Origin of the sequence: Enterobacter cloacae complex sp. 397G4 (genome assembly GCF_050031515.1) — a bacterium.
GTDB lineage: Bacteria > Pseudomonadota > Gammaproteobacteria > Enterobacterales > Enterobacteriaceae > Enterobacter > Enterobacter hormaechei_C.
Genome location: NZ_JBLGWE010000001.1, coordinates 180,051 through 195,090, shown reverse-complemented (window position 1 = coordinate 195,090; position 15,040 = coordinate 180,051). Strand labels below are relative to the sequence as shown.

Sequence of the window (15,040 nt, the reverse complement as noted above, 5' to 3'; positions counted from 1 at the left end):
CAGAACGTAATTGTCAGAGATTGACCTGAGTCGGGCCGCCGTTATTGCCGCGATCGTTGGTATCCGGCGTAGATGACTCGATACCACTTTGCACCGGTTTTGTCGGCGGTGGTGCGTTTTTATCCTCTGGCGGGAAGTACAGTGGTCCCTTCAGTCCACAGCCGGTCAGGCTAAACAGAGTGACAAGAACGACAAGCGTTCGGAAGACGTTTTTCATGTAGAGGTTGCCCGTAAGTTCAAATCTGTTTCTATCATCGCAGGAGAAGACACAAAAGCAAGAGTTTGCCGCTTTCCTGCAACGGGAATTATTTAGCGTTATACTGCCGCCATCACGAAAAACAGGAATAAAACCATGAACGACAGTGAATTTCATCGCCTTGCCGATACCCTGTGGATGACCATCGAAGAGCGTATCGACGACTGGGACGGCGACAGCGATATCGATTGTGAAATCAACGGCGGGATCCTGACCTTAAGCTTCGAAAACGGCAGCAAGATTATTATTAACCGTCAGGAGCCGCTTCACCAGGTGTGGCTGGCGGCGAAACAGGGCGGCTATCACTTTGATCTGAAAGGTGACGAGTGGGTCTGCGATCGCAGCGGCGAAACGTTCTGGGATCTGCTGGAGCAGGCGGCGACGGCGCAGGCGGGCGAGGACGTGAGTTTCAGGTAGTTGCGTTGCCCGGTGGCGGCTACGCCTTACCGGGCCTACAACGGCTCGAACCGTAGACCGGGTAAGCGTCAGCGCCACCCGGCAACAGCGACTCGGACCGTAGGCCGGGTAAGCGTTAGCGCCACCCGGCAACAGCGGCTCAAACCGTAGACCGGGTAAGCGTTAGCGCCACCCGGCAACGGCGGCTCAAACCGTAGGCCGGGTAAGCGATAGCGCCACCCGGCAACAGCGGCTCAAACGTAGGCCGGGTAAGCGATAGCGCCACCCGGCGAAAAGCCTCAGGAAAAGTACTGCTGCAACAGCGGCGCAGTTTCCTGGTTAGCGGGCGCCGCAGGGGTAATCGCCTGCGTACGGAACGGGATCACCTGCGCTCGCCCATCCACATTCACAATCTGGTAGAACTGCGGCAGGTTGAAGTTGATAAAGCTTGAGCCGTAGGTAAAGCGATCGTGCGAGGACGAATAGAAGCGGCTGACGTCGCGCACCAGCTCCTCTTTGCTGCCTTCACAGTGGTGATACACCTCGGCACGGTTGGTTTCATCCAGAATGTAGATGTTAAACCCGGCGTTATCGCCCGACTCTTCGAAGAAGAACTGAATAATCCCTTCACTCGCAAAGCCATCCACCACCTGCGGCAGCTTAACGTGGTTGGTTTCCACCTGAACCGACAGGCCATGCAGTTTGTTGTGTGAAATCGCGCCGTAGAATTCAATGGCGTTCTCCAGCTTCTGCACCGACACGTTCAGGCGCTCAAAGAACAGCCCCCAGGTCTGGCCGGAGACGCGCAGCGCTTTAAAGCGCCCGGTTTCCTGTCGGGTGCTGGAGAGACGCAGTTCGATGCACTCAGACACCAGCTGCTGAACGCGGGTACGAATCAGGCCGCGCAGGTGCTGACTGTAGCAGAACACCTCCACGCTGTCCGGCGGCGCGGCGTCCTGGTGCATCTTGCCGAGGATCGTTTTCAGCGCCTCGATCATCGCCTGCTCGCCGTTAAAGTGCAGGGTACGCACTTCGTTCCACGAGTTGCGGTACAGCAGATCCACGCTGCCCACCAGGCAGTTTTGCTGCTCGCCAAAGCTAAAGACGTCCAGCTTGCGGAAGTCAAAGTGAACGACCTGATTGCGGAAGGCCGCCGTCGGGTCGTATTCCAGGTTGACGATGATCGCCAGATGGCGAATCTCACACGGGCTGTAGAGCGCTTTTGGCGTCGGCGCAGGCAGACGCAGCGGGAAGTGGTGCGAGACATCCGCCACCATCTCCTGCAACTTGGCTAAATCGACCACCTCGTTGCCTTTGATAAACAACCGGGTGCGTGAGGTGAGAAGGCCGTTAAACCAGGCCCAGGCCACCAGCTTGTTCAGGTAGCGGTTATACTCCAGCGGCTGATGGCTGATGATCGAATCCATGCTTGGCGCACGGTTGTACAGATACCACCCGGTGCGGTTCGCGCGGCCCGGCGGTACGTAGATAAAGGTCAGATTCGGTTCAGACAGGTCAGGCGAAATCTGTGGGTTAACCAGCGTTACCTTGCCCGGCAACGCTTCAAACGCGGCGTACAGTTTGCGGGTCAGCACCCCGATATCCTGTGGGCTGGCAGAAACGCTAAGGTTGTTACGGCGGGCAAAGCGGATCAGGTTGCGGTAGCTCTGCATCATCGCATCAAGCAGTTCGTTGTGCGCCTCACGCACCTGATCGATCTTCCAGTTGGCGCGGTTGTCGAGCATGGCGAGACGCTCTTCGTCCCATCCCCACTCTTTGACTAACTGGCTGACGACTTCACGACGCCAGCCCACGCAGGCGCGTTCGCGGCTCAGTTTTTCACAGACTTTGAGATAGAAACATCGACGCACCAGGTCAAGACGCGTGGCGTCCTCAATGGCTGTCAGGTATTCGGTGACGCGCTCCAGCATCATGCAGTAGGCATCAAGCCCGTAGGAGACGATCTCCCCGTCGTGCAGACGCTGTTTAATATCTTTCGCCAGCAGGCGCGGCGTGGGGTATTCCCAGGAGTAGGCTTCCAGCAGCAGGGTTTTCAGCACCGCTTTGTACGGTGAATCAATGCTCTTATAAAGCTGCCAGAGGCTTGCGCCAAAGTACTCTTCGGCGGACAGGGAGCTCAGGCCGCCCAGATCCAGCCACTCGTTTGGCGTCAGAACGCCCTGCGAGTAAAGCGACATGACGTAGTCGTCATAATTCTCTTCTTCATCGCACGGCACCATATTCCACAGAATACGTTTCCCGGCCAGGCGAACGGCAGTACGGTAAAACTCATCCAGCAACAGGATGTGCTGAGTCGAGCCGCAGTCTTCACCACCCAGACTGCCGCTTTCGTTATGGCGGAAACGATTTTCATCAATCAGGAAGAAGCTCACTTCCACGCCGAGCGACGCCGCCCAGCTCTCCAGCAGGCTGCATTTACGCTGCAACAGCTGGCGCTCTTCATTGTCGAGCCAGGACTGATGGCAGACCCAGATATCCAGGTCAGAAGAGCAACTTTGCCCAACCGATGACGTGCTGCCCATGGAGTAAACCCCGGTAATCGGCAGCTCGCCTTTCGGCGAATCCTGCGGCGGCATACCACGGTAGAGTTCAAGTTCAGTCAGGTAATGCTGTTGGGTTTCATCAGGCGTGAAGAGGCAAATGCCCTGGGGAACGTTACCATCAAGGTAACCCGGCATCAGCGGATGGTGATAGTGCAACAATGTTGGCAGTAGACTGTATACCTGCTGGAAAGCAGGGCCCATGGCAGCAAGCGCGCGATCCACACGCAATTGATTGATGGCATCCAGTCTCTGTTTCAGAGTCTCAATATAGAGGTACAAGACGTATCGCCTGATGTTTCCGGGTGTCGCACGCCAGTCAGAACACAAAAAGCAGCGGACCCGCAGTATTTCAAAAAATAACCGTTACCCTTTTTTCGCCTTTTGCTTTTCTGGTGGTACAGACGAAAAAATGGTCTAAAACGTGATCAATTTAACACCTTGCCGGTTGACCGTAAAGAAAGATGCGCTACATACAAGTGTAGCACCGTTCTTGACGTGTAAATTCCTGAATACGGCGATGGCTGACGAGTACGCCGCCCTGTCCCTCTCACTCTTCATCAACCGTAAAACTGCCATCCGAGTGTCAACAATGTTAGGATGGTTAGCGATTGATAATGACGGTAACAAGCATGTTAGACAATGTTTTGAGAATTGCCACACGCCAAAGTCCTCTTGCACTCTGGCAGGCACATTATGTTAAGCAGCGCCTTGAAGCCTGCCACACCGGATTACGCGTTGAGCTGGTGCCAATGGTCACGCGTGGCGATGTCATTCTGGATACGCCGCTGGCCAAAGTGGGCGGAAAGGGTCTGTTTGTCAAAGAGCTGGAGCTGGCATTGCTTGAGAACCGCGCCGATATCGCCGTGCATTCGATGAAGGATGTGCCCGTTGAGTTCCCGGAAGGGCTGGGGCTGGTGACCATCTGCGAGCGCGAGGATCCGCGCGATGCGTTTGTCTCTAATCGCTATGACTCGCTCGATGCGTTGCCGGCAGGCAGCGTGGTCGGCACGTCAAGTTTACGCCGCCAGTGTCAGCTGGCTGAACGTCGCCCGGATCTGGTGATCCGTTCGCTGCGCGGGAACGTCGGCACACGCCTTGGCAAGCTGGATAACGGCGACTACGATGCCATTATTCTTGCGGTTGCGGGCCTGAAACGCCTGGGGCTGGAAGAACGCATTCGCGTCGCGTTGCCGCCGGAGCTGTCGCTGCCCGCCGTCGGCCAGGGTGCCGTCGGCATTGAGTGTCGTCTGGTTGATGCGCGCACTCAGGCACTGCTCGCGCCGCTGAATCATGACGATACCGCCGTTCGCGTAAAAGCCGAGCGCGCGATGAATACTCGCCTCGAAGGAGGCTGTCAGGTGCCAATTGGCAGCTATGCTGAATTAACTGACGGTGAGCTGTGGTTGCGTGCGCTGGTTGGCGCGCCGGACGGCTCACAGATGGTTCGCGGTGAACGTCGCGGCAAGCCGCAAGATGCCGAGGCGCTTGGCGTATCGCTGGCGGAAGAGCTGCTGAATAACGGCGCGCGTGAAATTCTGGCTGAGGTCTATAACGGAGAGCCCCCTGCATGAGCATACTTGTCACCCGCCCTTCTCCCGCAGGAGAGCAGTTAGTGAGCCGTCTGCGCGCACTGGGGCAGGTGGCCTGGAGTTTTCCGCTGATTGAATTCTCCCCCGGTCGCGAGCTGCCTGAGCTCGCTGACCAGATGCGTCTCTTACAGGAAGGCGATCTGCTCTTTGCGCTGTCGCAGCATGCCGTGGAGTTTGCCCATGCGCAGCTGCAACAGCATGCCGTTAGCTGGCCTCACGCCCCCCGCTATTTCGCCATCGGGCGCACCACGGCGCTGGCCTTACATACCGCGAGCGGAATCGATGTTCGTTACCCGTTAGATCGGGAAATCAGCGAAGTCTTGCTACAATTACCTGAATTACAAACCATTGCCGGAAAGCGCGCGCTCATTTTGCGCGGCAACGGTGGCCGCGAACTGCTGGGCGAAACGCTGCGCGAACGCGGCGCAGACGTGACGTTTGTGGAGTGCTATCAGCGCTGTGCGAAACACTATGATGGCGCGGAAGAAGCAATGCGCTGGCACGCCCGCGGTATTAATACGCTGGTGGTCACCAGCGGTGAAATGTTACAACAGCTTTGGTCGCTGATTCCGCTTTGGTATCGCGAAAACTGGTTACTCCGCTGTCGGCTTCTGGTCGTCAGTGAGCGTCTGGCGAACCACGCCCGGGAACTGGGCTGGCAGGATATTCGGATCGCTGAAAACGCCGACAACGATGCGCTGCTGCGCGCATTACAATAACTCTCAAATGGGAAGCCATAATGACGGAACACGAAAAATCCTCCGCCGTGGTTGAAGAGACCAGGGAGACTGTGGACACCACGTCACAGCCAGAGACGACAGACACAACCGTTGAGAAGAAAAACGGCAGCAACAAAACCAGCCTAACGCTGAGCGTGATTGCCATCGCGATTGCGCTGGCCGCAGGCGTGGGACTCTACGGACTGGTGAAGAAACAAGGCACCAACCAGACGGCCACCAGCGACGCGCTGGTTAACCAAATCACTGCCCTACAGAAAGCGCAGGAGACGCAAAAAGCTGAGCTGGAAGGCGTGATCAAACAGCAGGCTGCCGCCCTCGCCGACGCGAACAGCAAACGTGAAGAGTTGACCAAACAGCTGAGCGAAGTGCAGGAAAAAGTCGCCACAATTTCGGGAACCGATGCCAAAACCTGGCTACTTTCACAGGCCGATTTTCTGGTGAAACTGGCCGGGCGCAAGCTCTGGAGCGATCAGGATGTCACCACCGCCGCCGCGCTGCTGAAAAGCGCCGACGCAAGCCTGGCGGACATGAACGATCCGAGCCTCATCAACGCTCGCCGCGCTATTACGGAAGATATCGCCAGCCTGTCCGCGGTTTCTCAGGTCGATTACGATGGTATCATCCTTAAGGTAAATCAGCTCTCCAACCAGATTGATAACCTTCAGCTGGCCGATAACAACGACGATGACTCCCCGATGGATTCTGACGGCACCGAGCTGTCCAGCTCCCTGAGCGAATGGCGTATCAACCTGCAAAAGAGCTGGCAGAACTTTATGGACAGCTTTATTACCATTCGCCGCCGCGATGAAACTGCCGTGCCGCTGCTGGCGCCGAACCAGGACGTCTATCTGCGCGAAAACATTCGTTCCCGCCTGCTGGTGGCTGCCCAGGCCGTACCGCGTCACCAGGAAGAGACCTACAAACAGGCGCTGGATAACGTTTCAACCTGGGTACGTGCTTACTACGATACCAATGACGCAACCACGACCGCGTTCCTTGAGGATATCGACAAGCTGAGCCAGCAAAACATCACCATGAACGTGCCGGACAAGCTGGAAAGCCAGCCGATTCTGGAGAAGCTCATGCAGACGCGCGTGCGTAACCTGCTGGCCCAGCCGGGCGTTCCGGCAGAGCGTCCGGCTGAAGCACCTGCCGCCGCGCCAGCGCCTGAAAGCGCGCCGCAAGGAGAGTAATGATGCTAAAAGTCTTCTTACTCTTCATCCTGCTGATCGCCGGGATTGTACTGGGGCCGATGCTCGCGGGTCACCAGGGTTATGTATTGATCCAGACCGATAACTACAATATCGAAACCAGCGTAACAGGGCTGGTAATTATTCTGATCCTGGGTGTGGTCGTTCTGCTGGCAGTGGAGTGGCTCCTGCGTCGTATTTTCCGTACCGGCGTACATACGCGCGGCTGGTTCGTTGGCCGTAAGCGCCGTCGCGCCCGCAAGCAGACCGAGCAAGCGTTGCTGAAGCTGGCCGAAGGCGACTATCAGCAGGTTGAGAAGCTGATGTCGAAAAATGCCGACCATGCAGAACAGCCGGTTGTTAACTATCTGCTGGCCGCTGAGGCGGCGCAACAGCGAGGCGATGAGGCCCGCGCCAATCAGCATCTTGAACGCGCGTCTGAGCTCTCTACTAAAGATCCGATTCCGGTTGAGATCACCCGCGTTCGTCTGCAACTGGCGCGCAATGAAAACCATGCCGCTCGTCACGGCGTTGACCGTCTGCTGGAAATTACCCCTCGTCACCCGGAAGTGCTGCGTCTGGCTGAGCAGGCATATATTCGGACCGGTGCCTGGGGCTCGCTGCTGGACATTATCCCTTCCATGGCGAAAGCCGACGTGGGCGATGATGAACATCGTGATGAACTTCAGCGTCTGGCCTGGATTGGCCTGATGGATCAGGCGCGCGCCGATCTCGGCAGCGACGGCCTGAAAACCTGGTGGAAAAACCAGAGCCGTAAAACGCGCCAGCAGGTTCCTCTTCAGGTGGCGATGGCAGAACATCTGATTGAGTGTGACGACCATGACACCGCGCAGGAGATCCTCCTCGACGGTCTCAAGCGACAGTATGATGACCGCCTGGTGATGGTCATCCCGCGTCTGAAAACCAACAATCCGGAACAAATTGAAAAAGCACTGCGCCAGCAGATCAAAACCGTGGGCGATCGTCCGCTGCTGTGGAGTACGCTGGGCCAGTCTCTGATGAAACACGGCGAGTGGCAGGAGGCGAGTCTCGCCTTCCGCGCCGCGCTGAAGAAACGTCCGGACGCATTTGATTACGCCTGGCTTGCTGATTCGCTGGACAAGCAGCATAAGCCGGAAGAGGCCGCAGCTATGCGCCGTGATGGGCTGTTATTGACGTTGCAAAATAACGGAACGCAGCAGTAATTAACAGGAGGCCAGATGGCCTCCTTTTTTACGCCCATAAAAAAACGCCTGCTATAAAAGCAGGCGTTAAAACAGGTCTGTAAGACAACATATTTGGTGCTTCACTCAACGTTGTGTCCATGGTGTCTGATGAGGCCGAAGCGACATCTGTCAGTGGACGATAAGCACCGTAAACGGCTCTGCGTCATTCCTGAGTTTATGAGGCCTTAAGGCGAACATAAGAGATGGAATGAGCATCTACACGCATATTATTGCATGTAATGTGCCAGGTTTACACGCAGAACTTTTACATCGCGCAACATTTTAAGATAAAAGGAAATTATGCTGTTAAGAACCGCCTGAAGCCATACAACATCGCGCTGAAGGCGGCGATATGTCGTCACCAGGAGACAGGTTAAGAGGTAAAATAATAAATTCTTTAATATTAACGGGTTATATGTCGCTGAATCGCGACAAGGATATAGAGTGTTGTCGGGGAAAGGCTACAGGATAAAAAACGCAGAAAACAAAAAACCCCGCCGAAGCGGGGTTCAAAATTGGTCGGCGAGAGAGGATTCGAACCTCCGACCCACTGGTCCCAAACCAGTTGCGCTACCAAGCTGCGCTACTCGCCGATGTACTGCTTTTTTGAATTTTTAGTTCAACTCATTAAAAGTCGTGGTGCGAGGGGGGGGACTTGAACCCCCACGTCCGTAAGAACACTAACACCTGAAGCTAGCGCGTCTACCAATTCCGCCACCTTCGCAATTCACAACTCTTTCAATAATGGGGTGGCTAATGGGATTCGAACCCACGACAACTGGAATCACAATCCAGGGCTCTACCAACTGAGCTATAGCCACCACTGTATTCTTTCACGCGGTTCTGACTACTTCTCAGACCACCGCAGCTCTAGCGCCGGGACTAAAATGGCGCGCCCGACAGGATTCGAACCTGAGACCTCTGCCTCCGGAGGGCAGCGCTCTATCCAGCTGAGCTACGGGCGCTTAGCGCCGTTGCGGGGCTGGATATTACGTACCTCCGTCCCCGCTGTCTAGTGCTTTTTTGAAAAAAATGCGCGTTTGGTTATGGTTTGCACATTTTGCCGCTTATTCCTCCACTTTATGGGCGGAGCCACGGCGGCCCAGGCCAAAAAGTTTATATGCAGCTGTGACGGCAGCCAGGAAGATCATCCCGACAAACAGCGACATGCGGGTATCTTCATTAAAGTACATTCCAATTAATACGCAAATCAGGAACGCCATCGTCAAATAGTTCGCATACGGGAACAGAATGGAGCGGAACGGATGGCTGGCGATCGCTTTTTTGTGCGCCTGTCGGAAACGCAGCTGGCTAATCAAAATGACAAACCACGGTACCATTCCCGGCAGCACGCTGGCGCTATAGACATAAACAAACACGCGCTGCGGATTCGGGATGATGTAGTTCAGGCAAGAGCCAATCAGCAGAATCACAATCGACACCGCTACGCCCGCCACCGGTACACCCACGCGGGAGACTTTACCCATCACCGCCGGCAGCTGTTTGTTTTGCGAGAGCGCGTAAAGCATACGCCCGCAGCTGTACATCCCGCTGTTACAGCCGGAGAGCGCCGCCGTCAGCACCACAAAGTTGATAATGGCGGCCGCCGCCGTGATGCCAATCTTAGCGAAGGTTAAGACAAACGGGCTGCCGGTGGTGCCGATCTCGTTCCATGGGAAAATGGTCACGATAACGAAGATCGCGCCCACATAGAAAATCAGGATACGCCATAGCACCTTGCCTACCGCGCTACGCAGCGTGACCTGCGGGTTTTTCGCCTCACCTGCGGTAATGCCGATCAGCTCAACGCCCTGATAAGAGGCGACAACGATACAGAGCGCGGTCAGGAAGCCTTTCCAGCCGCCGGCAAAGAAGCCGCCGTGTCCGGTCAGGTTACCGAAACCAATCGCGTGCCCGCCGTTACCGAAACCAAAGAAGATGACACCCAGACCCACAACAATCATCACGATAATGGTGGTGACTTTGATCATCGCAAACCAGAACTCGATTTCACCGTAAAGGCGAACGGCGGCAAGGTTCGCCAGCGCCACAAGCCCTACGGCGATGAGCGCGGGTATCCACTGGGCCATCTCCGGGAACCAGAACTGCACGTAGACCCCGATGGCGGTAATCTCCGAAATCCCGACGGCCATCCACATAAACCAGTACGACCAGGCCGTGAGATAGCCAAAGAACGGGCTCATATAACGGTGGGCGTAAACGGCGAAAGAGCCCGTTACCGGCTCCAGAAACAACATTTCGCCCATTGAGCGCATGATGAAGAAGACGAACAGCCCGGCAATAATATACGCTAGCAGGACGGAAGGCCCCGCCCATTTCAGCGTGCTTGCCGAGCCCATAAACAGGCCAACGCCGATAGTCCCGCCCAGCGCGATCAATTCAATATGTCGAGCTTCCAGCCCACGCTGAAGCTCCGGTTTTTTCTCTGCCATAAATCCTCGGTTGTGTTTGCTGTTTCCCGACTTATTGCCGGGTATTGTTTTGAGGGGTACTGAAATACGGAGCGAATGGTTTCTTAAATTCTGGCAAATGGCAAACAATGCATTAAAAAAATGAATGCATTGCACAGAAATCCAGCAGTTTTACAGGGGGGATTGCAGCGCGAACAGCAGATCGCGCTGCATATTGATTACATTTTCCCGGTGTAGTGCCAGGCGAGGTAGCGCAGCAGACGAATCTGTCGTTTGATACGCGTCGGTTGAGAGAGCAGGCGGTAGAGCCACTCCAGCCCCAGGTTTTGCCAGACTTTGGGCGCACGCTTAACGTGGCCAGTAAAGACGTCGTAGGTGCCGCCAACGCCCATATAGAGCGCATCCGGGCTGACCAGACGGCAATCGCGCATCAGAATTTCCTGCCGCGGCGACCCCATGGCGACAGTGACAATTTTCGCCCCGCTGTCGCGCACGCGCTCATATAACGCCTGGCGATCTTCCGGCCTGAAATAGCCATCCTGGCTGCCCACGATGTTAACATTCCACTGGCTACGCAGCTTTTGTTCGGTCTGCGCCAGCACATCTGGTTTGCCGCCAATCAAAAATACCGGCGTGCCTTCAGCGCCTGCGCGTTCCATAAGCCGCTCCCAAAGGTCAGCACCCGCCACGCGAGACACATTAGCGTCAGGAAACTTTTTACGAATTGAACGCACCACGCTAATACCGTCGGCGTATTTAAACTCCGCGGCTTCAATCAGGCTTTTCACTTCCGCATTATCTTCAACCGCCAGCATCTTTTCTGCGTTGATGGCCACCAGCGTGCCCGATTTCATCTGCCCGTCCGCGAACAGGAAATCCAGCGCGTGTTGCATGTCACGCCAGCCAATAAGCTGTAGCCCACGCAGCGCATAACGCGGGGCTGAAGTTGTATCCGTCATGATAATCCCTACTCAGACTTGCGACAGCGTTGTGCTGCCCTGTGGCTCACGTCTGTGCACAAGCCCTGCACTGTCAAACAACCAGTACAGCAGTTTTGCCAGCAGCAGACAGAGACCGAAAACGACCATAAAAAACACCACGCGTGAGACGAACGAATCCAGCCCCTCGCGCGCCAGAACGATCATATTGAAAATGGCACCGAAACAGAAACTGTGCAAAACAGCGGCTTTGTAGCGGTTGGTCTCTTCATTACCCAGCGTATATAGCCAGTCGAACCATTTTATTATCAGCCCGACCGCGATCGCGCCCGGCAGGATAAACCACGTTCCGCCCATCACTACCAGCGAGCCAATCAGGGTTGGGGAAATCGCCAGGCCCGAATGGTTGTTCAGCACTTCCCAGGTAAAGTAGTTCGCCGTGTTCAGGACAATACCGGGACGGTCAGGCCACAGCCACGTCGGTATAAAGACATAGAAATCGCGAACAATCGGCGCCAGCCCCTGGAATTCGATTTTGTCGTAGTTTTGCAGCAGTAAAGCCAGGTTTTCCCACGGAGAGAAGGTATCGCGCGTCAGATACAGGAAGGTATAAAACGCTTCGTCGCCGGCCACGTTCAGTCCGTAGCGCTTCAGCGCCAGCCAGAACATCCCCACAATGCCAAAGACGCCTGCCGCCGCCAGCATCCACAGCGAGATCCAGCCGCGAATAATGCCTATAAACAGGAAAATCGCGAAGGCGATAATGATGTTGGCGCGGGTGCCGCCGACGATCATGTAGGTCAGAATGCCAAATGCGACGGTGCTGACCAGGAAGAACAGCCAGGCTTTACTGTCCTGACGCAGGAAAAAGACCACCAGCATCGCCGGAATGAAGAAATAGAAGAAACGCTTGAGCGCGACGCCGGAGACTTCGGCGGAGAAAATCTGGCTATAGGACTGCAACTTAAACAGTAAAAAGCCGTTATGCATGAAGAAAATCGCCACGCTGACGAGGGCGATGGTCATCAGCATAACCCACGTCAGATGGGTTTCTACCCGGTTCATTGTAAACAGCGGACGACGGGGTGTGGTGTCTTTCGCCGCGCGCAGGCGCGTTTTATAGGTGACGTAATACACCGCGTAGAAGCAGGTCGCAGAGAGCAGCGCCTGCAACAAAATTTCCGGCGGAGCGACGCCAACATCAAAGCGGAACACGAGGATGCTGGTCAGCGGGAAGCCAAAGAAAAAGGTCAGCAAAAACAGCAGCGAGAAGAATACGTTGAAGTTAAAACGTACGCGCCGGAATTCAAACCAGGTAAGCGTGGCGATAAACAGCGTGCTCAGCAGCCAGACCACCAGCAAGCCGCTAAATTGCAACTGGCTCATGCGTTGTCTCCTGAAGCAATACGCAGCGCGCGGTGCCACGGCGTGAGATAGTTCGGGCTGAAAAAGTCGATGCTATTTTTATCCACCAGCGTGAGCTGACGCTGCGCTTCCCGTACCACCTCGACATTAAGCGTGTCAGAGGTAAACAGCACCGGAATATGCTGTTCGGCCATGTCCTGCCAGAACGGGTTTTCGCGGTTGAGCACGCACGGTACGCCCGCCTGAATCAGCAGACACAGCGTACCAATCCCCTGCTGACGGGCAAAGATGAAATAGCCCAGATCGCATTTTCGCAGCAGCGCGAGATAGTCATCAAATTCCAGCTTATCGCTGAGAATGTGCAGATTTTCCGCGCTAAACAGCGCAAGCCCCTGCTGGCGAACTTCATCGATGTAGGCGTCGTTATTGGCGGGATAGCCCATCGGCACCACCACGTTCACCGTATCGCCAAACTGCTGATGCACCGCCCGCAGCGCCGCGACATGCTCGTTACTGCGATCGCCGGAATTTCCCACCAGGATAGTCAGTTTGCCTTCACGAACCGCGTCATTCGCCATGGTATTCAGTGCCGGATCCATACGGGTCGGAAAATAGAGCAGTTCCCCGCGAACCTTCGGGTGCTGTTTAGCAAAATAGTTGAGGTCGCCACGGGTAGCAAAAACGCAGCCCACGCGCGCCTGCGCCAGACGACGCAGCGGATAGAAAAGACGGAACTTCCAGCCGTGGGAGACTTCGTAGAGATCCGCTCCCCAGATATGCCAGCTGAACTGGGAAGGTTTTATCCCGCCGCTTAACAGCGCCAGCCACAGCCCGGTATTGAATTGTCCGTGGAAGAAGAAACGCTGGCTTCGGTCCGCTTTGGCTTTCGCGACAACGGCTTTGGTCAGGGCCGCTTTGTCTGGCCAGAAGGTGATGTGCAATGCCGGACACGCCGCGCTCAGGCCGTTATCGCGTCCAACGACCATAAACTCGCGCGCATCGGGCGTGCCGGATGCCAGTTCATCGTTGAAGAACCGCAGAACGGTCTGGTTATGATGCGGGATATCCGATCCCAGTATGTGTATCAGTGCAGTCATGCGCGTTTACGCCAAAGTAAAAATACGCCGCAACAGGCAGCGAAATAAACGATATAAGTTGCCATATAGGCCTGAGCCGCCCCCAGCGCACCGTGGGTGGGGATCAGCCAGTGAGAAAATGCCGTCAGCAGCGTAAACTGGCCGATCTCTGCCAGGATATACAACCGCAGCGAAGCCTTCGCAATCACCAGATAGCCGAAAACGTATGCCCCCACTTTCAGCACATCGCCGACCAGTTGCCAGGCAAACAGATCGCGCATGGCGGTAAACTTCGCCGAAAACAGCAGCCAGATGGCGAAATCACGCAGTAACCAGACGGTAAAGCTGGCGATCGCAACCGCCGGCAATACAAAACGCAGGGAGCGAAAAATCTCGCGGGTAATATCCTGCCTGGAAGTCAGGCGCGATAAGGTTGGCAGTAAATAGACGCTAAAGGAAGCCGTAATAAATTGGAGGTAAGCATCTGAAATGCTGCTCACGCCCTGCCAGATCCCCACTTCATCCCAGCTGTAATGCGCTGCCAGCAGGTTTCGCATCATCACGTAGGCAACGGGAAGCGTTACCGAAGTGATGAGCGCCATCAGGGTAAACTTACCGAGCTGCCCCGCCAGCATCTTGTCCCACTGCGGTTTCAGGTAACTCAGCGGGACATTGCCTCTGCGCATCAGCATAAACGCTGCCGGAATGACAACGAGCGCAGGCACCAGCGCCAGCCCCAGCAGCGCGCCTTCATAGCCGCCCAGCCGATAGCAAAAGTAGTAGGCGATAACGCCGATGATGCTGCCGAGGATCAGCGCCAGCGCATTCCCGGCGGCATCACGGAAGCCTTTCATCAGCGCCAGCAGCAGGTTTGCCCAGGCGATCCCCATCTGAACGAGCGCCACCAGGCGCACCAGCCCCTGATAGTGCGTGTGTCCGAACAGTCCCTGGCTGATGGGTGCCGCCGCCAGCAAAAAGACGACGGCCAGCAACGTAGAAAAGCCCAGCACCATAGCAGAGGAGGTGCCCACCACCGTGCGGAGCTTTTCGGCATCGTCATGATGCTGCGCGACGTATTTGGTGACGCCATTGAATATCCCGGCTCCCGCCAGCACGCCAAGCACCGTGACCAGCTGGCGGAAGTTCCCTGCCAGCCCAACGCCTGACGGACCAAATGAGACGGCCAGCAGCTTGACGACCAGTAACCCGGCGCCAATTTTTACAAGCGTGGACGCTGCCGTCCACACCGACGCTTTTGCCAGAGACAT

Annotated in this window: 12 protein-coding genes and 4 tRNA genes; 5 read left to right on the top strand and 11 right to left on the bottom strand. The window is 55.9% G+C overall.

Going from position 1 to position 15,040, the window contains the following annotated elements; genetic code table 11:
* Window positions 1-13 precede the first annotated feature (13 nt).
* Window positions 14-217: an LPS translocon maturation chaperone LptM gene (lptM, locus tag ACQG1Y_RS00955; protein WP_003860815.1), complete on the bottom strand. Its 204-nt coding sequence runs from the start codon at window positions 215-217 to the stop codon at window positions 14-16.
* A gap of 135 nt (window positions 218-352) precedes the next feature.
* Here lptM and cyaY point away from each other — a divergent pair, with 135 nt between their 5' ends.
* Complete coding sequence (gene cyaY / locus ACQG1Y_RS00950) at window positions 353-673, top strand: iron donor protein CyaY (RefSeq protein WP_003860816.1); 321 nt, start codon at window positions 353-355, stop codon at window positions 671-673.
* A 278-nt stretch (window positions 674-951) separates the two neighbouring features.
* On the opposite strand, the gene cyaA is transcribed toward cyaY, so the two are convergent.
* Window positions 952-3,495 (bottom strand): class I adenylate cyclase, encoded by a 2,544-nt coding sequence (gene cyaA / locus ACQG1Y_RS00945; protein ID WP_017383591.1) that lies wholly within the window; start codon window positions 3,493-3,495, stop codon window positions 952-954.
* 350 nt (window positions 3,496-3,845) lie between these two features.
* Between cyaA and hemC the strand changes: the two genes are divergently transcribed.
* The 4 genes from hemC to hemY are packed head-to-tail and all read left to right on the top strand — an operon-like array spanning window position 3,846 to window position 7,940.
* A complete protein-coding gene (gene hemC, locus ACQG1Y_RS00940) occupies window positions 3,846-4,787 on the top strand; it encodes a hydroxymethylbilane synthase (RefSeq protein WP_017383592.1) in 942 nt (313 codons plus the stop codon).
* Window positions 4,784-5,524, top strand: a complete 741-nt coding sequence (gene hemD / locus ACQG1Y_RS00935; protein ID WP_017383593.1) for a uroporphyrinogen-III synthase — start codon at window positions 4,784-4,786, stop codon at window positions 5,522-5,524. The genes hemC and hemD overlap by 4 nt, the downstream gene beginning before the upstream one ends.
* A 20-nt stretch (window positions 5,525-5,544) precedes the next feature.
* Window positions 5,545-6,738: a uroporphyrinogen-III C-methyltransferase gene (gene hemX, locus ACQG1Y_RS00930; RefSeq protein WP_015570012.1), complete on the top strand. Its 1,194-nt coding sequence runs from the start codon at window positions 5,545-5,547 to the stop codon at window positions 6,736-6,738.
* A 2-nt stretch (window positions 6,739-6,740) separates the two neighbouring features.
* Window positions 6,741-7,940, top strand: a complete 1,200-nt coding sequence (hemY, locus tag ACQG1Y_RS00925; protein WP_062938372.1) for a protoheme IX biogenesis protein HemY — start codon at window positions 6,741-6,743, stop codon at window positions 7,938-7,940.
* Between the two features lie 537 nt (window positions 7,941-8,477).
* Here hemY and ACQG1Y_RS00920 read toward each other — a convergent pair.
* The 9 genes from ACQG1Y_RS00920 to wzxE form a co-directional block, all read right to left on the bottom strand.
* A tRNA-Pro gene (locus ACQG1Y_RS00920) sits at window positions 8,478-8,554 on the bottom strand.
* Window positions 8,555-8,598: 44 nt separating this feature from the next.
* Window positions 8,599-8,685, bottom strand: a tRNA-Leu gene (locus ACQG1Y_RS00915).
* Between the two features lie 21 nt (window positions 8,686-8,706).
* Window positions 8,707-8,782, bottom strand: a tRNA-His gene (locus ACQG1Y_RS00910).
* A 67-nt stretch (window positions 8,783-8,849) separates the two neighbouring features.
* Window positions 8,850-8,926: transfer RNA gene (locus ACQG1Y_RS00905), tRNA-Arg, on the bottom strand.
* A gap of 102 nt (window positions 8,927-9,028) precedes the next feature.
* Window positions 9,029-10,414: a bifunctional threonine/serine APC transporter ThrP gene (gene thrP, locus ACQG1Y_RS00900; RefSeq protein ID WP_017693946.1), complete on the bottom strand. Its 1,386-nt coding sequence runs from the start codon at window positions 10,412-10,414 to the stop codon at window positions 9,029-9,031.
* A 197-nt stretch (window positions 10,415-10,611) separates the two neighbouring features.
* A complete protein-coding gene (gene wecG / locus ACQG1Y_RS00895; protein ID WP_045349549.1) occupies window positions 10,612-11,352 on the bottom strand; it encodes a lipopolysaccharide N-acetylmannosaminouronosyltransferase in 741 nt (246 codons plus the stop codon).
* Window positions 11,353-11,364: 12 nt separating this feature from the next.
* Window positions 11,365-12,717: an ECA oligosaccharide polymerase gene (gene wzyE, locus ACQG1Y_RS00890; protein WP_017693948.1), complete on the bottom strand. Its 1,353-nt coding sequence runs from the start codon at window positions 12,715-12,717 to the stop codon at window positions 11,365-11,367.
* Window positions 12,714-13,793, bottom strand: a complete 1,080-nt coding sequence (locus ACQG1Y_RS00885; RefSeq protein WP_017383596.1) for a TDP-N-acetylfucosamine:lipid II N-acetylfucosaminyltransferase — start codon at window positions 13,791-13,793, stop codon at window positions 12,714-12,716. Before ACQG1Y_RS00885 ends, wzyE begins: the two co-directional genes overlap by 4 nt.
* Entirely contained in the window at window positions 13,790-15,040 is a 1,251-nt protein-coding gene (wzxE, locus tag ACQG1Y_RS00880) for a lipid III flippase WzxE (RefSeq protein ID WP_047726380.1), read from the bottom strand. Before wzxE ends, ACQG1Y_RS00885 begins: the two co-directional genes overlap by 4 nt.

Bases quoted from the DNA above. Each gene is read 5' to 3' on its own strand.
- thrP (WP_017693946.1), bottom strand. From the start codon at position 10,414: ATGGCAGAGAAAAAACCGGAGCTTCAGCGTGGGCTGGAAGCTCGACAT.
- wecG (WP_045349549.1), bottom strand. From the start codon at position 11,352: ATGACGGATACAACTTCAGCCCCGCGTTATGCGCTGCGTGGGCTACAG.
- ACQG1Y_RS00885 (WP_017383596.1), bottom strand. From the start codon at position 13,793: ATGACTGCACTGATACACATACTGGGATCGGATATCCCGCATCATAAC.
- hemC (WP_017383592.1), top strand. From the start codon at position 3,846: ATGTTAGACAATGTTTTGAGAATTGCCACACGCCAAAGTCCTCTTGCA.
- lptM (WP_003860815.1), bottom strand. From the start codon at position 217: ATGAAAAACGTCTTCCGAACGCTTGTCGTTCTTGTCACTCTGTTTAGC.
- wzyE (WP_017693948.1), bottom strand. From the start codon at position 12,717: ATGAGCCAGTTGCAATTTAGCGGCTTGCTGGTGGTCTGGCTGCTGAGC.
- hemY (WP_062938372.1), top strand. From the start codon at position 6,741: ATGCTAAAAGTCTTCTTACTCTTCATCCTGCTGATCGCCGGGATTGTA.
- hemD (WP_017383593.1), top strand. From the start codon at position 4,784: ATGAGCATACTTGTCACCCGCCCTTCTCCCGCAGGAGAGCAGTTAGTG.
- wzxE (WP_047726380.1), bottom strand. From the start codon at position 15,040: ATGTCTCTGGCAAAAGCGTCGGTGTGGACGGCAGCGTCCACGCTTGTA.
- cyaY (WP_003860816.1), top strand. From the start codon at position 353: ATGAACGACAGTGAATTTCATCGCCTTGCCGATACCCTGTGGATGACC.
- hemX (WP_015570012.1), top strand. From the start codon at position 5,545: ATGACGGAACACGAAAAATCCTCCGCCGTGGTTGAAGAGACCAGGGAG.